We start from the raw sequence: 23,363 nt of genomic DNA on the forward strand, positions 1-23,363 counted from the left end.
CCGATTCTGACCGATCCGGGCACGTTCGTGGAAGATCGGCCGGATTCACCGCCCCACCACCGCCCTGCAGCGACACTGCCGATCTGTCCTGCCCCGGAGCCCTGCTTGAATACCACGCCCGTTGTTCCCGGCTCGCCGTCGCTGGTCAAAGGCATGAACCGCCGCAGCCAGATCCTGCGCCTGCTGCTGCGCTACCGCCATTCCGGGGTGTTTTCCGGGATGAACCTGGATTCGCGCGCGGTCCACGACCTGCCGCCGGAGGGCAACCCCGAGCAGTTCGTCACCGACCTGGAATCGCTCGGCCCGACCTTCGTCAAGCTCGGCCAGATGCTCTCCACCCGCCCGGACATGGTGCCGGTGGAATTCGCCACCGCGCTGGAGCGGATGCAGGAGAAGGTCGCGCCGATCCCGGTCGAGCGCATCTACACCATCATCGAACAGGAGCTGGGCGCGCCGGTGTCCAAGCTGTTTTCCAGCTTCGACCCGGTGCCGCTGGGCTGCGCGTCCATCGCGCAGGTGCACCGCGCGCAGCTGCATGATGGCCGCGAAGTGGCGGTAAAGGTACAGAAGCCGGAAGTGGCAGCACAGCTGCGCTCGGACCTGGAGGTACTGCGCAGCTTCGCATTGGCCGCCGACCACCTCACCCAGGTGGGACGCCGGGTACGCCTGCGCGACTGGCTGAACGAGTTCGCCAAGACGCTCATGCAGGAACTGGACTACCAGGCCGAAGCCGAGAACCTTCAGCGCTTCGGCCAGCACCTGCGCCCGTTCAAGCCGCTGTGGGTGCCGCAGCCGATCTGGGACTACTGCAGCCACCGCGTGCTGACCATGGAGCTGGCGCAGGGCGTGCGCGTGGATATGATTCCCGACGTGCGCCGCACCGAAGAGCCGATGGAACCGCTGGCGGCGGCGCTGATCCGTGGCTACATCGACCAGATCTTCGTGCATGGTGAGATCCATGCCGATCCCCATCCGGGCAACCTGCGGGTCACACCTGAAGGCCGGTTGGCAATCTTCGACCTGGGCATGGTGGCGCACATGCCGCCGCGCCTGCGCGAGCGGCTGTTGAAACTGCTGTTCGCCGCCGTGGACGGGCGCGGCGAAGAAGTGGCCGACGAGATCATCGGCATCAGTACGCGACTGGAAGCCTTCGACGAAGAGCGCTACCTGCGCGAAACCGGCCAGGTCATCGCGCGCTATGCCGCCAGCGGCACGTTCTCGGAAGGCCGCGTGGTGCTGGACCTGGTACGCATCGCCACTGCCAGCGGGCTGCGCACGCCGCCGGAGCTGAGCCTGCTGGGCAAGGCGCTGCTGAATCTGGAGACGGTGTGCCGGCTGCTGTCGCCGGACCTGGATACGCGCCGCATCGTCGAGCGCCAACTGCAGCACGTCATGCGTGCGCGCCTGAAGAAGTCGCTGTCGGCCGCCAACCTGGCCAGTGAAGCGATGGAAGTGCAGCAGCTGCTGCGCGAGGGCCCGCGCAAGATGTCGGACATCCTCGCGCTGCTGGCCGAGAACCGCCTGCAGATGAAAGTCACCGGGCTGGAAGAATCCCGGCTGATGGAAAACCTGCAGAAGATCGCCAACCGCGTGTCGGCGGGCATTGTCACTGCAGCCTTGATTCTTGCTGCAGCAATGATGATGAAGGTCGATACCGGGTGGCACCTGTTCGGGTATCCGGCCATCGCATTCACGTTGATGCTGATCGGTGTATTCCTTGGCCTGGGCATCATCCTCAGTGCATTGCTGTTTGATCGGCGCGCACGTTCAAGGGAAGAACGCGGGCATCGGTAGACGCCAGCGCGCCCATGCCAGGTGATGAGGACGGCACGCGAAAGCGTGCCGTCTTCACGTGCGTTTTACCCTTTCCAATGCAATGCGGTGTAAGCGCGCACAGCGTGTTTCCAACAAACATTTCAGTCAGGTTCGTGCAGGCATGATCGGGTCATCGGCCTGTCATGTGGGTGTGTTTGGGCAGCCGATCGCACCTGTCTCCGCTGCCGATGATGCCCATGCTCTGGATCCTGCTGCTGTCGCTGTTGCTGCTCACCTGGTTGCTGCTCGCTTCAGGTCGCTGGGCATGGTGGAAGGCAAGCCTGATGTCGCTGCTGCTGTTGACGCTCAGTGCGTGGTGGCTGATCAACAAGCTCTCCGGTGATGGCCTGAATGCGGCAACGCTGTACCACCTGGGCGCCGACATGGAAGGCGCCGGCGTCTCGGACTTCAAGGGCTACATCGCTGGCTTCATCGCCCTGGCCCTGCTCTCGCTGCTGCCGCTGCTGACCCCGCGCATCAAACGCTGGCACCGAAGCGCGCATGGTCGCGGCGTGTTCGCCGGGTTCCTGGCCGTCTGGGTGCTGGCGATCGGGGTCAGCCCGCTTTACCGCGACGGCCAGCGCCTGTACCAGCAGATGCGCCCGGTCGACTACAGCATGGTGGCCCCCGAATACCGTGTGCCGCAGCAGCCGCTGCGCAAGCCACGCAACATCGTGTGGATCTACGGCGAAAGCCTGGAACGCACCTATCTGGATGAAGCCACCTTCCCCGGCCTGATGCCCAACCTCAACCGCCTTGCCGGCCAGGCGCTGGATGTGCGCGGGCTGGTCTCGGCCGAAGGCGGTGGCTGGACCATCGCCGGGCTGGTGTCGTCGATGTGCGGCGTACCGCTGACCACCGCGCAGGGCGATGAAAACAGCATGGACCGCATGGGCAGTTTCCTCCCGGAAGCGGTGTGCCTGGGTGATTACCTCAAGCAGCAGGGCTACACCAACCACTACCTGGGCGGTGCCAATGGCCTGTTCGCCGGCAAGGGCCAGTTCCTGGCCACGCACGGTTTCGACGCGGTGGACGACCTGGCCTGGTTCAAACAGCAGAAGATCGCCCGGTCGCACTTTTCCACCTGGGGCGTGCATGACGATGTGCTGCTGGACAAGGCGTATGACCGCTTCATGCAGCTGTCCAAGGCTGGCCAGCCGTTCATGCTGACCACGCTGACGATGGATACCCACCACCCTGCCGGGCACCTGCCGGTGGCGTGCAAGCGAACCCGCTACACCAGCGACTACGGCGATATCGGCCTGCTCAATGCGCTCAAGTGCACCGATGGGCTGATTTCCAAGCTGGTCGACCGCATCCAGGCCAGCCCGTATGGCGACGACACCTTGATCGTGATCGCGTCCGACCACCTGGCCATGCCCAACGACCTGAGCCACATCCTGGCCAAGCAGAAACGCGAAAACATGCTGCTGTTCCTGGGCAAGGATATCGCCCCGCGCCAGCTGGACGCGCAGCACGGCTCCACGCTGGATTCGGGCGCCACGCTGCTCAGCCTGATCGAGCCGGAGATCGGCGAAATCGGGTTTGGCCGTTCGCTGCTGCAGCCCGAGCGTCCCGCCAGCGCCAGCGCGGCGGCGTTCCGCGATGACGGCAGGGACTTCCCGCGCTACCTGGCCTTCTCGCGCTCGCTGTGGCTGGGCGACAAGACCCGCCAGCTGCGTATCGACGAAGAGAACCAGGTGGTGATCGGCCTGCAGCATGTGCAGCCGCCGGTGCTGCTCGAATACGACAAGCAATGGGACCTGAAATCGGTCTACCTGGAAAACACCTCCAAGCAGTTCGACCTGGCCGATCCGGACAATACGCTGGCCTATGTGGACCGCTGCACCGCCTTCGAAGACGGTTCGGCCGATGGCGATTGGTGCGCGATGCTGGTCAACCGCGACAAGGGCATCAAACTCTACCGCGACGACCAGCTGCGCGAGGGCTTCGCCGTCGATGCGCCGCTGGACCCGTTCAACGGCCCGCGCCCGAGCATCCGCCAGGCACACATGATCACGCAGAAGGGCCGTCGCACCCGTGCCGGCCAGTACATGCTGCAGTTCGTCGCCAAACAGTCGCCTGATCGCGGCTTCTGGATCGAAGCGGTGTCGTCCAAGCGCAAGGTGGTGGTGGCCCAGCAGTGGGTGCAGCCCGATGCGGAAGGGCGTATCAGTGTTCCGTTCGGCCTGGACCATGAAGTGGATGATCTGGAGATCCGCGCGTGGTTGAACCACGCGGAGAAGCTGGCCGTGGACAACTTCGCGCTGATCCCGTCACGTCGCGGCAACCGCGGCTGATCGCGGCAGCGCGGACCTCGCGGCTGCCTGATTCTGCGATGCCACGCACACCCCGGGTCCAGTCAGGTCGGCACAATCGTGCGCCGGCCGATGTCGATCCGGGGAGGCCCTCATTCTGCTGCCATTGCAGGCCGCAGGTCGCCTGGCGACCGCGTCCTTCGCTGCCGCCGGCGCACCGGACGCAACGCAGCACCGCTGCGTTCCCGTCCAGCTGTACAACACGACATCGCACCCTGCGACGGATCGCTGCCGACCGGATGCCCCGCTGCCGCACACGTTGACGCGGCTCCTGCGCCGATGCCCACTGCTGCCGTCGGAGCTCGCCCTGCTGGAAGCCCGCCTGCTGGCCCTGCTGGTCGACGCAACACCGGATGAGCTTGCTGCGCACCTTGCCCAGGCCGTACGGGACACACCCGTAGCAGCGCGCCGGCCTGCGCTGTTGCAGGCCATGGCCGGTTGGCAAGCGGCACCCTCGCCTGCGCCCGATGCGTGGCACCGGGAGTGCACGCAGGTGGTCGCTGCCATCGTCAGCGGCCTGGGCCGCCTGCAGTGCCGGCGTGCCGCGGGCATCGCCCTGCACGGCATCGCCAACCTGGCACTCGGGCCGCAGGGCGCCCAGCTGCTGACCTGGACCCAGCAGGCCAGTGCGCTGCCCCGCCTGCTGCAGGAAGGAACCGCGCTGCCCTGGCTGTGCTGGCTCAGCCAGCTTCCGCTGCCGACGTTGCGCGGCGGTGCCTGGGTGGAGGCGTTGATCGCGGCGTTTCCCACCTGGCTGGAGGCACTGCTGCAGCAGGCCGATGCCGCGCACGCGTCCCTCCACGCTCGGCTGCAGTTGCCCGCCTCGCCCCTGCGCCTGGCGCTGCTCGCTACCGCGTGGGCACTGTGGTTCCAGCAGCGCCCGGGCGACCGGCCCGGCACGCGCACCGGGCAACGGATTGCCACGCTTCCAGGCGTGCTGGAACAGCTCGACCTGCTCGGCACCGGCGCACGTCGTCTCTGTACGCCCGTGGCTGACGCCACGGCGCTGGCGCCACTGGAACGGGCGATGCAGCGCCTGCCCGCTGCGGCGTCGGGGGCGGACACCACCCGCCTGCTGGCACCGACCCTGCCGGTTGCGGTCGCTGCGGCGGCGGTGCTTCCTGCCATCGCCGCTGCGCACCCGCAGCGACGCACGGTGGCCGTCTTCGGTACGCTGGCGGCGGCGGCACTGGGGGGCGGCCTGGTGGCATGGTCGCGGAATCCGTCGCCTGCCGTCGCGACGGCGGGCACGACGCCACGCGCGGTTGCGCACTCCCGCCGCGCGTCAAGCGGGTCCGACACCGGGCCACGCGACGATGCAGGCCTGCAGGACCAGGCAATGCTGCTGGAGGCGTTATGGACGCTGCGCGATACCGCCTCGGCGGCCGGGACCGCGAGCCTCCCGGAGCACGCGTTCGCACCTGTCGAAGGTTCGCCGTTTGCGTTTGCCGTGCGCGCGGTCCGCCAGCAGCTGATGTGGCTTTACCGGCAGGACGATTTCCTGCAGACCCTGTATGACGAACGCACTCCTCCTTCTTCGCTCGTGGTCGCCAATGGCAGCCTGAGCGGAACGCGTGCCACCTCCGGCATGCGGGTCGTGCTGCATGGGCAGCCGGATGCGCCAGAGCGCATCCTCTGGTCCTCGCCCACCGAAACGATGTTGAACGACCTGCAGCGCGCCGTGCGCGAGGCGGGCGGCTGCTTCGACAACGCCGTCAGCGCGCGCCTGGCCTGTGCACTGGGCTTCTATCTCGACCAGGACATGCACGCCGCGGATTACGCGCCGGCCCTGCTCGACCCGCTCATCCAGCGGCTTGAGCACCGCCTGCAGCAGCAGCCGGACGGACACATCCGCGCGACCAACGAAACCAGCACGCTGTTGCGGCTGAAGCAGCAGGTCCACGTGCTGAAGGCGATCCCGATCCGCGGCATGGAACCCACATGGTCCAGCTGGCGACCGGATCCCCGCTCACACCTGGGCCACAATGCCGCGCTGGCACGCAGCGTGCTGCTGCAGCTGTCGCAGCACCCGGAGGTGATCGCGTTGTGCTGGCATCACCATGTCGATCCCACCCAGCTGGAGTATCCCGCGCACGGCCCGGTGCGCGCCCGTGCCCTCCAGGGCACGCGCATGGCGACATTGTTCGAGGCCGGCCAGCCACCGGCGGCGCTGGCCCCGCTCGACACGATGCTGCGCGGCATCGCCACGCTGCTGCACGCGCCGGTGCGCTCGGACGGTCGGCTTCGGGTGCCGGAGATGCTGGCCTACTACGCCGCGCCGCTGCCTGCGGTTCCGATGGACGATGCGCAGTTCGACGACTGCCTGGCTGCGCTCGACCGGCAGCTCGCACCCGCGCGTCCAGGCACCCCCGCAACCGCGCGACTGGAGGTCGAGTGGGACGACCGCAGCGACTCCCCGCCACAGCAGGATCACCAGCGCCTGCTGGATCGGTTGTGGGAGCGCTTCGACAGCGCACCGGCCACGTGGGACGACGCACTCGCGCACCAGGGCATGCTACCCGCCGACGGGTCGCCACTGCATGCCGCATGGCAGGCCGGGCAGCAGCGGCTGCAGCAGGTGTTCGAGCAACCCGGGGTGTGGCTGGCGATGCGACAGGCCAATGCGACCTTCCATTCCCTGCGCGTGGGCGCCGACGGCATCACCGCACGCGTGCGCGGCTCGGGTCGCAGCGTGGTGATCGCCGACGGCCTGACCGACCCGCTACCCGGGCTGCTGCTGGACCAGCTCGACGCCTTGTACCGGATCACGGATCGCCTGGGACGCTTCTCTCCCGGCACAGCCGTGCCCCTGATCAACGCGCTGCAGTTCCATGGCGCGCTTCCCGCCCCTGCCCAGCTGCCGTGCCCAGCCCCGGTAGCGTGCACCCAGGCGCAGCTGCTGGAGGCCATCGCCCGTGTCCACGCGAGCTGGCAGCGCCGCGCCGGCCCGCTGCCGCCGTGGCGGCAGGCCAGCAACGAACTCCAGGACCTGGGCCGCTTGCTTGCGCGGCGCGCCGATGCGGCCACGGTCGTCCATCGCCCCGCGCTGGGCACCGCCACGGCAACCACGCTACAGGCGGCCCTGCCGGCATTCGCGCGCCTCATCGCGGACCCGGCGATGCTCGAACTGCTCCAGCGCGAGCACCTCCCGCCACGGTGGATGTCGGTGGATGCGGACGGATCGCTGCGGGTGCAGGACGCGGCAGGTACGCTGCACCTGTTCAACCAGACCCGGTTACTGGACGCGCTGCCCCTCGCACCCTGGGGCGCACTGCGCGAGGTGGCCGGCCAGCTGGGCGGCGTGGTCCGTTCCGATGGCCGGGCCAACGCCTCTGACGTACTTGCCGTACATGGTGGCTGTGGGCCGCGCGAGGCCGGCCACCTTGATGGCCCTGCGCGATGCGTGGAACGCCTGCTCGGCGAACTGAGGCTGGGCATGCGCGCCGACCTGCTGCACGCGGCGGACACGTTGGACGCAGCCGACCTGGACCAGGTAAGGCAAACCACCACCGGGTTCCTCGCCCAGCGCGCGCCTGGCGAACAGACGCTGCTGGAGTACCTGGCCCGGCCCCTGCTGCAGCAGGGCGAGATGGCCCTCGATCAGCTGCACCGCGCCAGCCACTACGTGGCCGCCATGGCCCGCACCCCGCGTGCGCTCGCCCTGCAGGCGGCGTTGCTGCGGGACCTGGGCTGGTACACGGGAAGCGATGGGGCACCGACCTCGCCGACGCTGCTGGCCAGCCTGACGCGGGTGGCGATCGTGCTCGACCTGGGCCCGCCGTCGGATCGCGATGCGCGCGTACTGCTGGGCTACCGCCTGCACAAGTATCCCAACTGGGGGCGCACCTTTGCCCAGATACGGCTCGATTTCCACGACTACCTGCGGAGCATGGGCCGCATTCCTGCCTCGCTTCTGGACATGGCATGCACGCTGGCCCTGCAGGACCACGCGCCGGAGCTGCTGCCCGACGACGTGCCCGCCAACCTGGTGTATGGAAACACCATCGCCTCGATCAACTTCGTCAGTGGCGTGCACCTGGCCGAGCGCCTGCGGCGCGGCCTCTCGCAGCAGATGCGGTTCAGTGAGCTGCTCACCCTCTCGGCCGAGCTTGCCGGGGACGGCGCGACACCCGACCTGGTCAGGCAGCTGACCCTCGACGCACGCCGCCTGCCCACGCTGGACTGGTATGTGTACCGTCAACTGGAACAGCACGCCGCGCTTGCCTCGCCGCTGTCGCCGAGCGCACGCATCGAGGCCGCGCTGCGTGCGTTCGACCAGCGGGTGAGCGACATCGAACAGGCCATAGGCGATGTACTGGCGCCGCTGCCCTACCGCATGCCGCTGGTGGAAGCCGAAATCCGCCGGGTATTCCCACGCTTCCCTGGGGTGCTCGCCGACCAGCCGTGGAACTCCACGGAATTCCGCCTGTGCAATGACGACAACCATTTCGGGCGCAGCTTCCCGTTCCATGAAATCGTCGCTGCCGGTGTGCTGCGCGGCGGGGCCGCGGCGTGGCGGCCGTGCCGCACCTTTGTTCCCGACTCCCCGCTCAACCAGGCCCAGGGCAACCCCCGCTACGAAGCCGCTCTGCAGACCGCTTACGCGCGGATGAAACCGGGCCTGGCCCGGCTGGCTGATATCAACGCGCGTTACCAGAAGCGCTTCGATGCTTACTTCCGCAAGGCCCGACGGGGCTACGGGGTGCTGATCGAGGAGGCGTTGTACCAGCGCCCCGAGGAAGAACGCGCGGCCCTCCTGCGCGGAGATGTGCAGGTGTTCACCCTGCGCACCCACGAACCGGAGCTGGAGGCGGGGCAGGAAACCCGCAATGACACCGATCCCTACCGGGGCCGTTTCGGCGTGGTGTACACGCTGACGCTGGCGGGGCAGCCACGCCACTTCCAGCTGTTCCCGCTGCAGAGCAGGATCCTTCCCCTGCAGCTGGAAGGCGCGCTGCCGCTCGGCGGTGCGCTGCAGAACCGCAAGGTGCGGCTGCGCAGCGGCAACGTCGCCACGGTGCAGGTGCGCCGTGGCACCCCGTTGCCGGTGGACTGGGAGGCCTACGCCTCGGACAGGGCACCGGAAGCGGGGCGCTCCTCGGACGTGATCGTCGAGCCGCTGCTGGCGCCGCCGCCGGGCGGCGGCACCGCGCCGCGCTCGCCGTTCCATGCCCTGGTCCACCCGGTGCAGGAGGGGCTTTTCTGGCTGGACGCTGCTGCCTTCCGTCGCGAAGGCTGGGCACCCACCAGTTTCGAGGACCACCTGGAAGACTCGCCGCTGTGGCTGAAGACAGTGGACTTCGTCGTGCCGTTCGTCGAGAACGTGCGCCGCATCTCTTCGAAGAACCGCAACGAATTCGCGATGGCCGCCTTCGGGTTGTACCTGGAATCGATCATCGTGGTCGGACCGGTGATCGGCGGCGTGGCCAAGGTGCTGATGCGGCCCGGCCTGAAGATGACGATGCCGCGCTTCGCCGAGCTGTCGCGGGTGCTGGGCCGGGGCACGCTGGATGCGCTCAATCCTGCCGCAGGCAGCGTGGCACTGGTGCGGGTAGGCGTCAGCGTCGTGCAACGCACTGCGCGCGGCAACCTGCGCTTCCTGTGGTCGTTCCTGGACCCCAACCGCCCCGCGGCGCGCGCCGCGGGCGTGCGCTGGGCCATGCGCGAAGGCATGGCCATTGCCAAGGAAGGCAGCTCGCTGGCATCGCCGCTGTACGAGATCAAGGTACGCACGGTGGACGGCATTCCCGGCGCCATGGTGTCCCCGCCGCCGGTGGCCAGCGGCAGCCGCACCCTGCACCTGGTCGACCCGGCCACGCTCACCCTGTATGGCCCGGCGCTGCAGGAGCGGCTGGGCGAAGGCGGCGGTGCCGCCGGCATGCTGATCAAGGTCGGCGGCAGCCCGCGTACCCCGCATGTCTCACCCGGCAAGGCGCTCAAACCGATCAAACAGGGACCCAAAGCGTCCGACGAAGACAACGGGGACGAGCTGGCACCGCTGCAGCCTCCCGTGGTCCTGCTGCCCGATCAGGGCCCCCTGGGCGTGCCCGCGGCCCGTCCATGAGGCGGGCCGCGGCGTGGCATCACGGCGCCTGGGGCGGGGCCGGATCGCGCACCAGGTGGATGTCGGTCGGCGACGACAGCGCGATACCGGCGGCGGCAAACTTCTGCAGCATCGTGAAGTACAGGTCGCTGCGTACGCCATACACCGCGCGCGGGCCGGAGGTATAGGCGAAGCTGTTGATCGCCACCTGGCCGTTGGCGATGGAATCGATGAACACCGACGGCGCCGGGTCGGCCAGCACGCCCACATGGTCGGTGTATGCATCCAGCAGGGTCTGCCGCACCATCGCCACATCGGTACTGAGCGGCACGGTGAACTGGATCTGGATGCGCCCCTGCGCATTGCCCATCGTCATGTTGCGGATGGTCTTGGTGATCAGTTCGGAGTTGGGCACGATCAGCGTGGATTTGTCGCCCACCTGGATCTCGGTGGAACGCACGTTGATGCGCCTGATGTCGCCTTCCTGGTCGCCGAGCTTCACCCAGTCACCGATCTTCACCGGTCGTTCGGCCAGCAGGATCAGCCCGGAGACGAAGTTCTGGGTGATCGCCTGCAGGCCGAAACCAATACCCACCGACAGCGCGCTCACCACCAGCGCCAGTTTTTCGAAGCCGATGCCGAGTGCGGTCAGGCTCCACAGCACCGCTGCGATGATGCCCAGGTAGCGGGTCACGGTGCTGATCGAATTGCGGGCGCCCGCATCCAGCTCGGTCTTGGGCAGGTAGGTGTCGGTGAGCCAGCGCTGGAACGCCTGCATCACCGCCCACACCAGCAGGAAGGCCAGCACCGCGTACAGCACGCTGCTGGGCTTGAGCACCAGGTTGTCGCCCAGGCTGATGCCCTTGGACAAGGTGTCCAGTCCGCCATACAGCGCGCTGAGATTGCCCAGTGGCGCGGTCAGTGCCATCACCGCAAGCAGGATCACGCAGATGCGCAGCCCGGCCGAGAGCAGCACACCGGCCTGCACCACCCGCGATTCGCTCAGCCCGGTGGTCAGCAGCACGGTGCGGCCGACGCTGCTGGTCGGGCACAGCAGCCACGTGGCCAGGTCGTCGGCGAACTTCATCAGCAGTGACGCCGCCAGCAGCACCACCGCGCCCCAGACCAGCTGCTGGGCCACGAACAGCGCCAGGTTGAGGTAGCCCAGCAGCGTGGCGATCACCGCAGCGGCCACCACGATGTGCCCGGCCAGCCGTGCGACCACGATCCAGCCACTGCGACGCGGCGGGCCCTTGGCCTTGCCGTCCGATTGCGCCTGTGCTTCGAGTTTTGCCTCCGCCTCGTCGGTCTGGCGCCGGTGCAGGCGCGCCAGCGAGACCAGGATGGCGATGATGAGCGCCATGTAGGTGATGGCGATCAGCCCGTCCACCGCCACCGTGGTGATTGCACTGGTGCGCGCGGCGCGGTTGAGCGCCATCAGCACAATGCTGATCCAGGTCAGCGCGGCAGCGCCCCACGCGTACTTGCGCAGGCGCCACGCGGCGGCGTCATCCAGGTTGAGCAGGCGCCACGACGGGCGCTTGGGCACCAGCAGTGCCGCACTCAGCGCGGTGATGAAAGCCGCGATATAGGTGGCCACCTGGATGCTGAACACCACTTTTTCCAGCCGCGGTGGAATCGCTCCGATGGCATCCAGCGCGCCGAAGAACACCACGCAGGCCAGGCCGGGCAGCATCGTGCCCACCACCAGCAGCCACACCGCCAGGCCGGAGCGGCGCAGGCGACCGTCCGGGGCCCGTTCGGACTGCGCATAGCGGCGCCCGGCCGCACGCAGCCACAGGCGCAGCGGGAAGAACAGCAGCAGCGCCACTGCCAGGCCGGTCAGCGGCGCGGTCCAGCCATGCTGCGCGATCGCCTTGCGCGCCGTGGTTTCGGCCTGCCGGTAAATCTGCCCCAGCTCCTGCAGGTCGGCCGGCACGTCACGGGCGAATTTGCGCCACAGCGAGGGCGACAGCGGTGAGTTGACCTTGCGGGCCAGGTCCTCGCTGAGCTGGGTGACGCGCATTTTCTCGATATCCGCGCCCAGCTGCTTGGCATCCACCGCGAGCAGCTTGGCCCGCGCAACGGCAGCGGCGATATCGGCACGCTGCTGGGTCAGCGACCTGCGCTGCTGGGCCACTTCGCGCGCTTCCACGGTGCCTTCCGGCACCGTGCCCAACTGGGTCAGGCGGGTATCGAGCTGGTCCAGCTCCGGCTGCAGGGCGGCCTGCGCATCGTCGGCATCGCGCTGCACGGCCATGGCCCGTTCGAACAACGGCGTGAGCGTCTCGCGGGTCTCCGCATCCGGCAATGCGGTACGGATCGCCTTGAGTTCTTTGTCGGCCTGGTTGAGCTGGGTCTTGGCCTCGGCTGCCGGATCGTCAGGCGCCTGCGCCCAGGCCCCGGGGGCCATGCACAGCCAGGTGAACAACAACAGACCGGCCAGCGGCCGCAGCAGGGGGAAACGATGACGGAAGGACAAAACCAGCACCCAGGGTTCACGCGGACATGCCGGGGACTATAAACCGGGCCTCGTTCACACCGGGTATGCAACTCAGTACTTCAGGCGCAGCTCCTCGACCTGCGGCTGCAGGGCCGCGTACCAGTCCTGGAATTCCTCCTCGCTGATCTCCTCCGGCGCATACACCGCGATCTCGTCCCACGCATGATCGGTCGGCAGCGGTTGGCGCGGGCCGGCCCGCAGCGAGTACGTCACGCCCTCGTGGTCCACCACATCGTCCACCGTTTCCCACTGTGCGCGGGCGAAGCCGCTGTCGCTCTTGAGCAGGATCACCTGGTACATCCGCACCTCCATTGAACGGGTCCGGGCCAGCATAGCGCCGCGTCGTCGCGCCCGGCATGACGCCGCCACAACGTACCGTTCCAGCGCGCGTCGCGGCTTCACTCCGCCATGGCGGCGGCCCGGGCATGTTGGCCACCACCGCTTCGACGATGCCCACATGACCAGCCACCCCGACCTGAAGACCGTTGCCGACCTCAAGCTGCCGCGCTACCTGGGCACCTGGTACGAAATCGCCCGCCTGCCCATGAGCCACGAGCCGGTCGACTGTACCGATGTAACGGCGAACTACACCCTCATCGACGATGGCCACGTCGCCGTGGTCAACAAATGCCGCGTGGACGGTGAGATCGAAGAAGCCCACGGCGAGGCCTGCCCGGTAGACAAGGATCCCGCCCGGCTGCAGGTCACCTTCCTGCCCAAGGGGCTGCGCTGGCTTCCGTTCACCAAGGGCGACTACTGGATCATCCAGGTCGCCCCGGACTACAGCGTGGCGCTGGTCGGCAGCCCGGACCGCAAGTACCTGTGGCTGCTGGCGCGCGAGCCGCACCTGGATGCCACCACCCAGGAGCATTACCTGGCGCAGGCGCGCCAGCAGGGCTTCGACCTGACCCCGCTGATCCACACCCCGCAGACCGGCCGCCCGACCGCCTGATCCCCAATGGACCTCAAAAGCGGGTATCCCTTCTGGGCGGTCAGCAACGGGCTGATGCACGCCTTCCCACCGCTGCGCGAGGACCGGAGCTGCGACGTGCTGGTGGTGGGCGGCGGCATCAGCGGCGCGCTGATCGCCAACGAGCTGTGCGCGCACGGCCATGACGTGGTGCTGGTCGAGCAGCGCGACATCGGCTGGGGCAGTACCTCCGCCAGCACCGCACTGCTGCAGTACGAAATCGATACGCACCTGGTCGACCTGGCCAGGCAGTACGGAGAGCGCGATGCGGTGCTGGCCTACCGTGCCTGCGCCGAGGCGATCCCGGCGCTGCGCGAGGTGGCCGCCGGTTTCCGCGGCGTGGATTGCCAGCCCATGCAGAGCCTGTACTACGCCAGCAAGCGCCGCCACCGTTCGCCCCTGCAGGACGAGTACGCGCTGCGCCACAAACATGGTTTCGACGTGCGCTGGCTGGATGCCGACGCCGTCCGTGCCGACTATGGCATCGCCGCGCCGGGGGCGATCCTCAGCGCGCTGGCGGCGCGCGTGGACCCCTACCAGCTCACCTACCGGCTGCTCATGCGGCTGGCCAAGGCCGGCTGCGCGGTGCACGACCGCACCGTATTGCACACGCTGCAGCCCACCGCGCGCGGGGTGACCGCTACCACACCCGAGGGCCTGCGCATCCGTGCGCGCCACGTGGTGCTGGCCACCGGCTATGCCGGCCAGCGCTGGCTGAAGCAGAAAGTGGCCCGCAACCGCAGCAGCTACGCCTTCATCACCGACCCGATCGATGCGGCGGCACTGGGGCCACTGGTGGACACCATGGTGTGGGAGTCCGCGCGTCCCTACCTGTACATGCGCAGCACCGGCGACCACCGGCTGCTGGTCGGCGGTGAGGACGACGCAGTGGATATCCCGGCGCGGCGCGACAGCCGGGTGGCCGGCAAGACCGGCACCCTGCTCAAGCAGGTGGCCAGGCTGTTCCCGCACCTGCCGCTGCAGCCGGCGTTCTCCTGGGGCGGCACCTTTGCCGAAACCGAAGACGGGCTTCCGTTCTTCGGCCCGCACCCGCAATGGGGGCCCCGGGTGCTGTTCGCGATGGCCTACGGCGGCAACGGCATCACCTACTCGATGATCGGCGCGGGCCTGCTGCGGGCCCGGATCGAGCGCCGAAAGCACCCGCTGGCGGGCCTGTTCGGGTTTGAACGGCTGGATTGAATGCGGCGACCCACCGTTCGCACGATGGTTCCCCTTGCATGCGGGGCCACGACAGGCATCATTCAAGCAACGGCTGCTAGCGTCAGCGCTGTCGGCCGCCTTGCCTGCCCCGGAGCTTCCCATGATCCGCCCGCTTTCCCTGCTGCTGTGCCTGTTGGCCCCTGGTGTCGCGCTGGCGCAGTCCGCTGCCGGTGCCACCGGCCCGCAGTCGGCGACCGATCTGGACCTGTCGGTGCCGCAGAAGCCCATGCAGTACCTCAACGATCCCACCCTGCGCGGTGACCCGCCCGGCACCTTCTATGGCGACAAGAGCGGCCGCCGCGCGCTCCCGCGCGATGGCGCGGGCAACGGCATCGCGGAGATCGCCGACGACAAGCTGCGGGTCAACGGCAGCATCACCACCGGCATCGGCTACGCCAAGGGCTTTGGCAACACGCACTACAACGCGGCCGAGTTGAACCTCAACAAGAATTACACCAACGACGACGGCAAGACCCGCAACATGAACCTCAACATCCAGATCAGCGAGGGCAAGGGCCCTGGCTTCTATGGACCGTATGGGGGCGGTTACGGGTACGGCCGCGGCTACTGGGACGCCGCCGGTCCCGGTCCGGTGGGCTGGTAACCGGCTGCATTTTTCGTCCTGCAGGCGAGGCTCAGTCGAACCAGCCGTCGCGGTGGCTGCTCAGCACCCGGCCATCGTGACCGCTCATGCGCACGTCCACGCGCTGGTTGCGGGCGTTGCGTGCTTCCAGCGTCCACGTGGCGCCGTCACGCTCCACCGATTCGATGTGGGTCAGCCCGGCCTTGCCGGCCAGGGTGAGGATCTTCCCGGCATCGAGCACGGCGCGACCATCGCGCGGGTCGAAGATCTCGCCCGTGGCCGGGTCGATGATCACATCGTCGACACTGCCGTCGGCACGGGTGACATCGGCTTCCCACACGCCGTCGTCGCGCTCCAGTTCGTGCACCTGGGTGTAACCGGCCGTGCGCAGCTTGGCCTGCACGTCGGCAGCGGACAGATCGGCAGCGAAGGCGGGGGCGGTGGTGAAGGCGGTCGCCAGGGCGGCGGCAAGGATCAGCTTGTTCATGGGGGAGTTCCTGAAAGAGGCACCGGACCATCCCGGCGCCGCCAGTCTGGCAAGCGCGCTTAAGCGAAGCATGAGCCCGCCTGTCAGGAAACGTTTAAGCGCCCCGCGTATACCGTAGGCAGCCCTTTTCCTGACCGGCTTGCCATGACCGCCCTGTCGTTGCTGCTTCCCCTGCTGTTGACCGCCACCACGCAGGACCCCATGCGGGTCCTCGATGGCGGTGTGCGCCAGCAGCAGGCCGTGCGCCAGGCGGTCGAGCAGGGTCGCTACGTGCCCCTGAAGTCCGTGGTCCAGGACGCCCTGCGCCGCTATCCCGGCCAGCTGCTGGAGGTGGAGCTGGATGACGGCAAGTACGAGATCGAGATCCTCGGTGCCAATGGCGTGGTGATGGAGCTGGACTATGATGCAACCAGCGGCCGCCTGCTCAAGATGGAAGAGGACTGATGCGACTCCTGCTTGCCGAGGACGATGCCCTGCTCGCCAGCCAGCTGCAGCTGCTGCTCGAGGATGCCGGCTACGTGGTGGTCCACAGCAGCGAGGGCATCGATGCGGAGTACCAGGGCCAGGTGGAGGACATCGCCGCGGCGATCGTCGACCTTGGCCTGCCCGGCCTGGACGGCCTGAGCGTGATCGAGCGCTGGCGCGAGGCTGGGCGCGATTTCCCGGTGCTGGTGTTGACCGCACGCACGCGCTGGCACGACAAGCTGGCCGGCTTCGACGCGGGCGCCGATGACTTCCTGACCAAACCGTTCCAGCCCGAAGAACTGCTGCTGCGGCTGCGCGCGTTGATCCGCCGCAGCGCCGGCCACGCCAGCCCGCGCCTGCAATGCGGACCGCTGCGCCTGGACGTCAACGCCGGCCGCTTCGAACTGGACGGCGTGCTGCTGCCGTTGAGCCCGCAGGAACACCGCATCCTCAGCTACTTCATGCACCACCCGGACGTGGTGATCAGCCGCTCGCGCCTGGGTGAGCACGTGTACGAGGCGGGGTTCGACCCGGATTCCAACACGCTGGATGTGTTGATCGGGCGCATCCGCCGCAAACTCGGCAGTACCCTCATCCATACCCATCGCGGCCAGGGCTTCCGGCTGTCGGCGCAGCCATGAACACCCGCTCGCTGCGCAGCCGCCTGCTGCTGGCCGGTGGCCTGGGCATGGTGCTGGTTTCGGCATTGGCCACGTGGTGGCTGGGTGCCATGTACGAGCGTTCAGCGCGTACCGCGATGGACCAGCAGCTGGGCAAGGACCTGATCGCGGTGCTTGCGCTGGTGGAAACCGATGCCCAGGGAGGCATGCAGGTGCGCGGCGAGCTGGGCGACGAACACTACCGCCGCGTGTTCTCCGGCGCCTACTGGCAGCTGCAGGACGCGCAGGGCCGCCCGCTGGGGCAGTCGCGCTCGCTGTGGGATGAGACGCTCGCGGTGCCGGCCACGCTGCGCACCGGGCCGGCCCAGGCGTTCGACATCACCGGCCCGCTGCAGCAGCCGCTGCGTGCGCTGGCCCAGCAGGTCACCCTGCCCCGCGCAGGGACCCCGTTGCAGGTGGTGGTGGCCACCGACCGCAGCCAGCTCGACGCGCAGGTGACGGCGTTCCGCCAACGCACCGCGCTGGCGTTGATCGTGCTGATCGCGCTGTGGTTCGCGGTGCTGGTCACCCAGGTGCATTACGGGCTGCGTCCTCTCGCGGAACTGGGGCGCATCGCCGAGCAGGTGCGTAATGGCGAGAACGTGCGTTTTCCGCAGCAGGGGCTGGTGAAGGAGGTGGCACCGTTGGCCGGCGAGCTCAATGCGCTGCTGGACCACCACGGCCGCATGGTGCTGCGTGCGCGGCGCAGTGCTGAAGACCTGGCGCATGCGTTGAAGACCCCGCTCACGGTGCTGACTACCGAGGCGGCGGGCGACGGCGCAGACTGGCGCAGCACGCTGCGCAGCGAAACGGCACGGATGCAGACCAGCATCGACCGCTATCTTGCCGTGGGTGTCGCCGCCGATCACCAGCAGCGCACCCCGGTGGCACCGGTCATCTCGGCGCTGTGTTCGCTGATGCAGCGTGTGCATGCCGAGCGCGAAGTGGTGTTCGCCTGCGACGCGGAAGCGGTCGGCGTGTTCGCCGGTGCACGCGAGGATCTGGAAGAGATGCTGGGCAACCTGCTCGACAACGCAGGCAAGTGGGCCGCGAAGCGGGTGGAGGTTACGGTGGCCCACGCTGGAAACCGCCTGCGCATCGAGGTCAGCGACGATGGCAGTGGCCTGCCGGACGCCGATCTGGAGCGCGTGCTCGGCCGTGGCGTACGACTGGACCAGCGCGCGCCCGGCAGCGGCCTGGGCCTGGCGATCGTGGCGGACATTGCCGAGAGTTACGGCGGCAGCCTGGTGCTGCGCAATGGCGCCCCGGGGTTGCAGGCGATGTTGACGTTGCCAGCGGGTTGACGGCCCGACGGGTGATGTTGACGTCGCAAGCGGGTTGGCGGCCCGACGGGTGCTGTTGACGTTGCCAGCGGGTTGGCGGCCCGACGGGTGATGTTGACGTTGCCAGCGGGTTGGCGGCCCGACGGGTGATGCTGACGTTGCCACCGGGTTGACGGCCCGACGGTTGATGTTGACGTCGCAAGCGGGTTGGCGGCCCGACGGGTAGCGCCGACTGTTAGTCGGCTGCCTTTGGCGACAGACAACCAACGCCCGGATCCCGCGCTTCGCGCGGCGGCCGACTAACAGTCGGCACTACCGGGCTGAGCGTTAACGGGCTGAGCGCTACCGGGCTGAGTGCATCCACCAGCAGTCGATGGCATCCAGCACGATGTGGATGATCAACCCGATTCCAAACAGCCGCGTCTTCTTCGGTACACACAGTCCCGCATACACCGCGATGGCCGGGGCGGTATGCAACGGATGGAAACCGATGCTGCAGCGGTTCGGCGCATAGATCGGATCGGCCAGCAGGTGGTCCAGGTCGATGATCCAGCCCAGCAGCAGCAGCGCCCAGGCCGACAGGAACCGCTTGCGCCAGAACATCCACGCCAGCAGGGCCGGCACGGCCGCGTGCAGGAACAGATGGAAAAAGGCGCGGCTGCTCATCGAACAGCCGCGCCATGCGCCTTGAAGCGGCGCGCGCCGATCAGAGCAGCGGCTCGTCGGACAGGTAGGTGTAGCCGGTCAGGCCCGCCTCCAGCGCCTCGGACAGCTCCTGCGCGCGTTCCGGCGACAGTCTGGCCGCCGCCACCCGCTCGGCATAGCTGGCGCGCAGGTCGGCCAGGCTGTAGCCCACGTAGTCCAGCATCACATCGGTGGTGTCGCCGCGCCGCTGCTGGGTGATCGCGTAACCATCGGCGTCGGCCCGCACTTCCACCGCGTCGGTATCGCCGAACAGGTTGTGGATGTCGCCCAGGATTTCCTGGTAGGCACCGACCATGAAGAAGCCGATACGGTAGCTTTCGCCCGGCCGTACCGCATGCAGCGGCAGCGAGGTATCCAGGCTCTCGTTCTCGACATAGGTCTTGACCATGCCGTCCGAATCGCAGGTCATGTCGGCGATGATGCCGCGGCGCTGCGGCTGCTCGTCCAGGCGCTCGATCGGTACGATCGGGAACACCTGGTCGATCGCCCAGGCATCGGGAATCGATTCGAACACGCTGAAGTTGACGAAGTACTTGTCCACCAGCCGCTCGTTCAACTCATCCAGTGCCGGGCGGTGGCTCTTCTCGTCATAGCTCAGGCGTGCACGCACGGCATGGGCGATGGCGTAGAACAGGTCATCGATGCGTGCCCGCTGCGGCAGGTCGATCTGGCCCAGCGCATAGCTGGACAGGCCTTCGGCATGGAAGTGCTGCGCTTCCTGGAACAGCTCCACCGCCGGGCGCTGGTCCAGGTCGTCATGGATTTCGCGCAGGTGGCGGATCGCGGCCGGCTCGTCGTCGTGCTGGTCGGGCACGCGGCCTTCCTGCGCTTCTTCGACTTCGGACACGTTGGCGATCAGCACCGCGTGGTGCGCGGTCATCGCGCGGCCGCACTCGGTGACGATCCGCGGCGGGGTCAGGCCGTGCTCTTCGCAGGCATTGGCCAGCGGCTGCACGATGTTGCCGGCATATGAATCCAGCCCGTAGTTGATCGAGCAGAAGCTGCGCGAACGGGTGCCCTCGTAATCCACGCCCAGCCCGCCGCCCACGTCCACGTGGGTGATCTTCGCGCCCAGGCGCGACAGCTCCACGAAGTAGCGGGTGGCTTCGCGCATGCCGTTGGCGATATCGCGCACGTTGGAAATCTGCGAGCCCATGTGGAAGTGCAGCAGGCTCAGGCAGTCGGCGTACTCGGTGTCGCGCAGCGACTTCCACAGGTCCAGCAGCTGGCGCGGGGACAGGCCGAACTTGGCCTTGTCGCCGCCGCTGTTCTGCCACTTGCCCGCGCCCAGCGACGCCAGGCGCATGCGCACGCCCAGGCCCGGCTTCACGTCCAGGGCCTTGGCTTCCTCCAGCACCAGCTTCAGCTCGGAGGGCTTTTCGATGACGATGAAGGTCTGCAGGCCCAGCTTGCGGCCGATCAGGGCCAAGCGGATGTACTCGCGGTCCTTGTAGCCGTTGCAGACGATCAGCCCGCCCGGACGCGACAGCGCCAGCACCGCCATCAGCTCCGGCTTGCTGCCTGCTTCCAGGCCAAAGCCTTCACCGTGGTGGCTGGCCAGGGTGCCGGCCACGCCACGGTGCTGGTTGACCTTGATCGGGTACACCGCCGTATAGCCGCCGGCGTAGTCCCAGTCGGCCTGGGCCTGGCCGAAGGCGGCCTGCAGCTTGCCCAGGCGCTGGCCCAGGATGTCCGGGAAGCGCACCAGCAGCGGCAGCTTGGCCCCGGCCGCGCGCGCGGCGTCCACCACCTTGGGCAGGGACACCACCGGGCCGTCCTGGCCAGTCGGTCTCACCACCATGTGTCCTGCCTGATCCACGTCGAAGTAGCCATCCGCCCAATGCGGAATCGAGTAGGTCTTGCGGGCTTGGTCGAGGGACCAATCGGTCATTGCAGTCGGCCTGGTTGGTAAAAAAGGGGGTGCATGATAACGCCTATATGGCGACAGCTCCGTTATCATGCGCGCCCGCGCCCGTGCCCAGGTTGAAACCTGAACGGGCCTGCCCGGCCCCATCCCCCTCCGAACAGGACCGTTATCCCATGACTGACAACAACAACTGGTACATCGAGCATTTCGAGCGCACCGGCTCGGCCATCGGCTACCGCCTGAAGGGCAAGCTGGATGAAGTGCAGTCGCCGTTCCAGAAGATCGAGATCTTCGCCACCACCGACTGGGGCAACCTGATGACCATCGATGGCGCCATCATGTTGACCAGCAAGGACAACTTCTTCTATCACGAGATGATCAGCCACCCGGTGCTGTTCACCCACGCCGCCCCCAAGCGCGTGGTGATCATCGGCGGCGGCGACTGCGGCACCCTGCGCGAGGTGCTCAAGCACCCGGGCGTGGAGAGCGTGACCCAGTGCGACATCGACGAGCAGGTCACCCGCATGGCCGAGAAGCACTTCCCGGAACTGTGCGATTCCAACGATGACCCGCGCGCCGAGCTGATGTTCGATGACGGCGTGGCCTACATGGCCAACTGCCCGGCTGGCAGCGTGGACGTGGTGATCGTCGATTCCACCGATCCGGTCGGCCCGGGTGAGGGCCTGTTCAACAAGGCCTTCTACGAGAGCTGCTTCAAGGCGCTGAAGGAAGACGGCATCCTGGTGCAGCAGTCCGAATCGCCGCTGATGCAGCTGGACCTGATCAACGAAATGCGCACCGAGATGGGCAAGGCCGGCTTCCAGTCGTTCAAGACCCTGCCGTTCCCGCAGCCGTGCTACCCCACCGGCTGGTGGAGCGTGACCCTGGCGCGCAAGGGCCAGAGCAGCTTCGACTTCCGCCAGTCCGATTCGGCCTCGAAGAGCTTCGACACCCTGTACTACACCGCCGCGCTGCACACCGGCGTGCTGGTCACCCCCCCATTCGTGCAGGCTGCGCTGAAGGGCTGATCGAACCGCAGGAAAAGAAAAAACCCGCGCTGTCGCCAGCGCGGGTTTTTCATTCCGGTAGGTATCGACCGCTGGTCGATACAGGCCTCAAAGGGCCCAGATTCCCGCGATCACCAGCAGCACCAACCCCCACTTGATCGCGTGGTAGGCGAACGCGCTCCTGGCGCGCAGCGCCTTGGCCTTCAGCCGCACCTTGTACAGGCCACCGAATGCCTTGTTGACTCCGCCGGTCGGGTCACCCGGGAAGTTCGGCGAGGCGCCGCCGGCCAGCAGCGTCGACGCCACCGCGCGGTTGAACAGGCCCGGCAGGCCGAATCGCAGCGGGCGGGCGATGTCGCAGAACAGGATCACCCGGTCCGCATCGGTCTCGTTGTGCGCGTGGTGGATGTAGGTTTCGTCGAACATCATCCACTCGCCATCGCGCCAGCTCTTGCGGATGCCGTCCACCTCGATGTAGCAGCGGTCATCGTTCGGCGTGGCCAGGCCCAGGTGCAGGCGCAGCGAACCGGCGAACGGGTCGCGGTGCGGGCGCAGCTCGCTGCCCGGCGGCAGTTGGGCGAACATTGCCGCGCGCACGTCCGGGATCGACTCCAGCAACGCCGTGGTCTTCGGGCACAGCTGCTTCGCCGACGGGTGCGACGGGCCGTACCACTTCAGGTAGAAGCGCTTCCAGCCGCGGCGGAAGAACGAGTTGAAGCCCGCATCGTTGTAACTGCTCGACGCGGCGATCTTTTCCGCATCGCGCAGCGCCAGCGCCTCGTCGCGGATCATCTGCCAGTTGTCGCGCAGCGGCTGCAGCTGCGGGAACGACTGGCCCGGATCCAGGAACGGCGTGGTCGGCACCTTCGAGAAAAAGTACATGACCACGTTGATCGGGGCCATGAAGCTGGAATGGTCGAGCAGCTGGCGCGACCAGCGCGCGCGTACCTTGCCGCGGTAGTGCACGTACAGCACGCATGCCACGAACAGGGCCACCACAATAATCTTGATCATCAAGCATCCACCGGCCGCTGCCGGACGCCCATACGGGCCAAAAGAGGGGGAGAGCCGGGCGCGACGGAGACGTGCCGTCAGGTGCGGTGCTGCCGCGCAGGCCGTGTTCAACACCGCTATGGTCCGCACCCTTCCTGTCCCGGTCAAGCCGGTCGGACGGGACGTTCATGCCCACCTGTCGACGCGCCTCACGACGGCCGTGGGAACGAGGCATCGGCTCAAGCAGCGACCAACCAGATGCAAGTCATTGATTTTGAATGTTTATCCATGGAACCAGGCGCTGCGCGCCGCGTGAACGCGACAAACTGTTCCACCCCCGGTTATGACATTTTTCCGACAAAGGGTGGTTTGGTGTACTCGCGAGTACTAAAATTAACGAAATCATCACCCTCCCCCATTCAGCAGCACCGGTACGCCTGACGC

General features: G+C 67.6%; 16 protein-coding genes. 10 read left to right on the plus strand and 6 right to left on the minus strand.

The window, feature by feature from the left end:
- The first annotated feature begins 153 nt into the window (after positions 1 to 153).
- The 3 genes from BAY15_RS17845 (at position 154) to BAY15_RS17855 (ending at position 10,197) form a co-directional block, all read left to right on the plus strand.
- Positions 154 to 1,794, plus strand: a complete 1,641-nt coding sequence (locus tag BAY15_RS17845) for an ABC1 kinase family protein (protein WP_184126079.1) — start codon at positions 154 to 156, stop codon at positions 1,792 to 1,794.
- Positions 1,795 to 2,012: 218 nt separating this feature from the next.
- The gene (locus BAY15_RS17850) at positions 2,013 to 4,115 is read left to right on the plus strand and encodes a phosphoglycerol transferase I (RefSeq protein WP_068854319.1); all 2,103 of its coding nucleotides are present in this window, start codon (positions 2,013 to 2,015) and stop codon (positions 4,113 to 4,115) included.
- A gap of 277 nt (positions 4,116 to 4,392) precedes the next feature.
- Positions 4,393 to 10,197, plus strand: a complete 5,805-nt coding sequence (locus BAY15_RS17855; RefSeq protein WP_068854320.1) for a hypothetical protein — start codon at positions 4,393 to 4,395, stop codon at positions 10,195 to 10,197.
- Between the two features lie 19 nt (positions 10,198 to 10,216).
- Here BAY15_RS17855 and BAY15_RS17860 read toward each other — a convergent pair whose 3' ends face one another.
- Entirely contained in the window at positions 10,217 to 12,589 is a 2,373-nt protein-coding gene (locus BAY15_RS17860) for a DUF3772 domain-containing protein (RefSeq protein ID WP_083214292.1), read from the minus strand.
- 141 nt (positions 12,590 to 12,730) lie between these two features.
- Complete coding sequence (locus tag BAY15_RS17865) at positions 12,731 to 12,979, minus strand: hypothetical protein (RefSeq protein WP_068854856.1); 249 nt, start codon at positions 12,977 to 12,979, stop codon at positions 12,731 to 12,733.
- Positions 12,980 to 13,136: 157 nt separating this feature from the next.
- On the opposite strand from BAY15_RS17865, the gene BAY15_RS17870 reads away from it, so the two are divergent.
- The 3 genes from BAY15_RS17870 to BAY15_RS17880 all read left to right on the plus strand — a co-directional run bounded on the left by BAY15_RS17870 (position 13,137) and on the right by BAY15_RS17880 (position 15,474).
- The gene (locus BAY15_RS17870) at positions 13,137 to 13,631 is read left to right on the plus strand and encodes a lipocalin family protein (protein WP_068854321.1); all 495 of its coding nucleotides are present in this window, start codon (positions 13,137 to 13,139) and stop codon (positions 13,629 to 13,631) included.
- A gap of 6 nt (positions 13,632 to 13,637) precedes the next feature.
- The gene (locus tag BAY15_RS17875) at positions 13,638 to 14,849 is read left to right on the plus strand and encodes an NAD(P)/FAD-dependent oxidoreductase (RefSeq protein ID WP_068854322.1); all 1,212 of its coding nucleotides are present in this window, start codon (positions 13,638 to 13,640) and stop codon (positions 14,847 to 14,849) included.
- A 121-nt stretch (positions 14,850 to 14,970) separates the two neighbouring features.
- Entirely contained in the window at positions 14,971 to 15,474 is a 504-nt protein-coding gene (locus BAY15_RS17880) for a hypothetical protein (RefSeq protein ID WP_068854323.1), read from the plus strand.
- A gap of 31 nt (positions 15,475 to 15,505) precedes the next feature.
- On the opposite strand, the gene BAY15_RS17885 is transcribed toward BAY15_RS17880, so the two are convergent.
- Positions 15,506 to 15,940 (minus strand): PepSY domain-containing protein, encoded by a 435-nt coding sequence (locus tag BAY15_RS17885; RefSeq protein WP_099047424.1) that lies wholly within the window; start codon positions 15,938 to 15,940, stop codon positions 15,506 to 15,508.
- 144 nt (positions 15,941 to 16,084) lie between these two features.
- Here BAY15_RS17885 and BAY15_RS17890 point away from each other — a divergent pair, with 144 nt between their 5' ends.
- The 3 genes from BAY15_RS17890 to BAY15_RS17900 are packed head-to-tail and all read left to right on the plus strand — an operon-like array spanning position 16,085 to position 18,368.
- Positions 16,085 to 16,384 (plus strand): PepSY domain-containing protein, encoded by a 300-nt coding sequence (locus tag BAY15_RS17890; protein WP_099047425.1) that lies wholly within the window; start codon positions 16,085 to 16,087, stop codon positions 16,382 to 16,384.
- Complete coding sequence (locus BAY15_RS17895; protein WP_068854324.1) at positions 16,384 to 17,046, plus strand: response regulator transcription factor; 663 nt, start codon at positions 16,384 to 16,386, stop codon at positions 17,044 to 17,046. The genes BAY15_RS17890 and BAY15_RS17895 overlap by 1 nt, the downstream gene beginning before the upstream one ends.
- Complete coding sequence (locus BAY15_RS17900; RefSeq protein WP_068854325.1) at positions 17,043 to 18,368, plus strand: sensor histidine kinase; 1,326 nt, start codon at positions 17,043 to 17,045, stop codon at positions 18,366 to 18,368. The genes BAY15_RS17895 and BAY15_RS17900 overlap by 4 nt, the downstream gene beginning before the upstream one ends.
- 321 nt (positions 18,369 to 18,689) lie before the next feature.
- Here the strand turns inward: BAY15_RS17900 and BAY15_RS17905 are convergent, their stop codons facing one another.
- Positions 18,690 to 19,013 (minus strand): DUF6122 family protein, encoded by a 324-nt coding sequence (locus BAY15_RS17905; protein WP_068854326.1) that lies wholly within the window; start codon positions 19,011 to 19,013, stop codon positions 18,690 to 18,692.
- A gap of 40 nt (positions 19,014 to 19,053) precedes the next feature.
- The gene (speA, locus tag BAY15_RS17910) at positions 19,054 to 20,943 is read right to left on the minus strand and encodes an arginine decarboxylase (RefSeq protein WP_068854327.1); all 1,890 of its coding nucleotides are present in this window, start codon (positions 20,941 to 20,943) and stop codon (positions 19,054 to 19,056) included.
- A gap of 149 nt (positions 20,944 to 21,092) precedes the next feature.
- Between speA and speE the strand changes: the two genes are divergently transcribed.
- Entirely contained in the window at positions 21,093 to 21,947 is an 855-nt protein-coding gene (gene speE / locus BAY15_RS17915) for a polyamine aminopropyltransferase (protein WP_068854328.1), read from the plus strand.
- An 87-nt stretch (positions 21,948 to 22,034) separates the two neighbouring features.
- On the opposite strand, the gene BAY15_RS17920 is transcribed toward speE, so the two are convergent.
- Positions 22,035 to 22,940: an aspartyl/asparaginyl beta-hydroxylase domain-containing protein gene (locus tag BAY15_RS17920; RefSeq protein WP_068854329.1), complete on the minus strand. Its 906-nt coding sequence runs from the start codon at positions 22,938 to 22,940 to the stop codon at positions 22,035 to 22,037.
- Between the last annotated feature and the right edge of the window lie 423 nt (positions 22,941 to 23,363).

The organism is Stenotrophomonas rhizophila, from assembly GCF_001704155.1.
GTDB lineage: Bacteria > Pseudomonadota > Gammaproteobacteria > Xanthomonadales > Xanthomonadaceae > Stenotrophomonas > Stenotrophomonas rhizophila_A.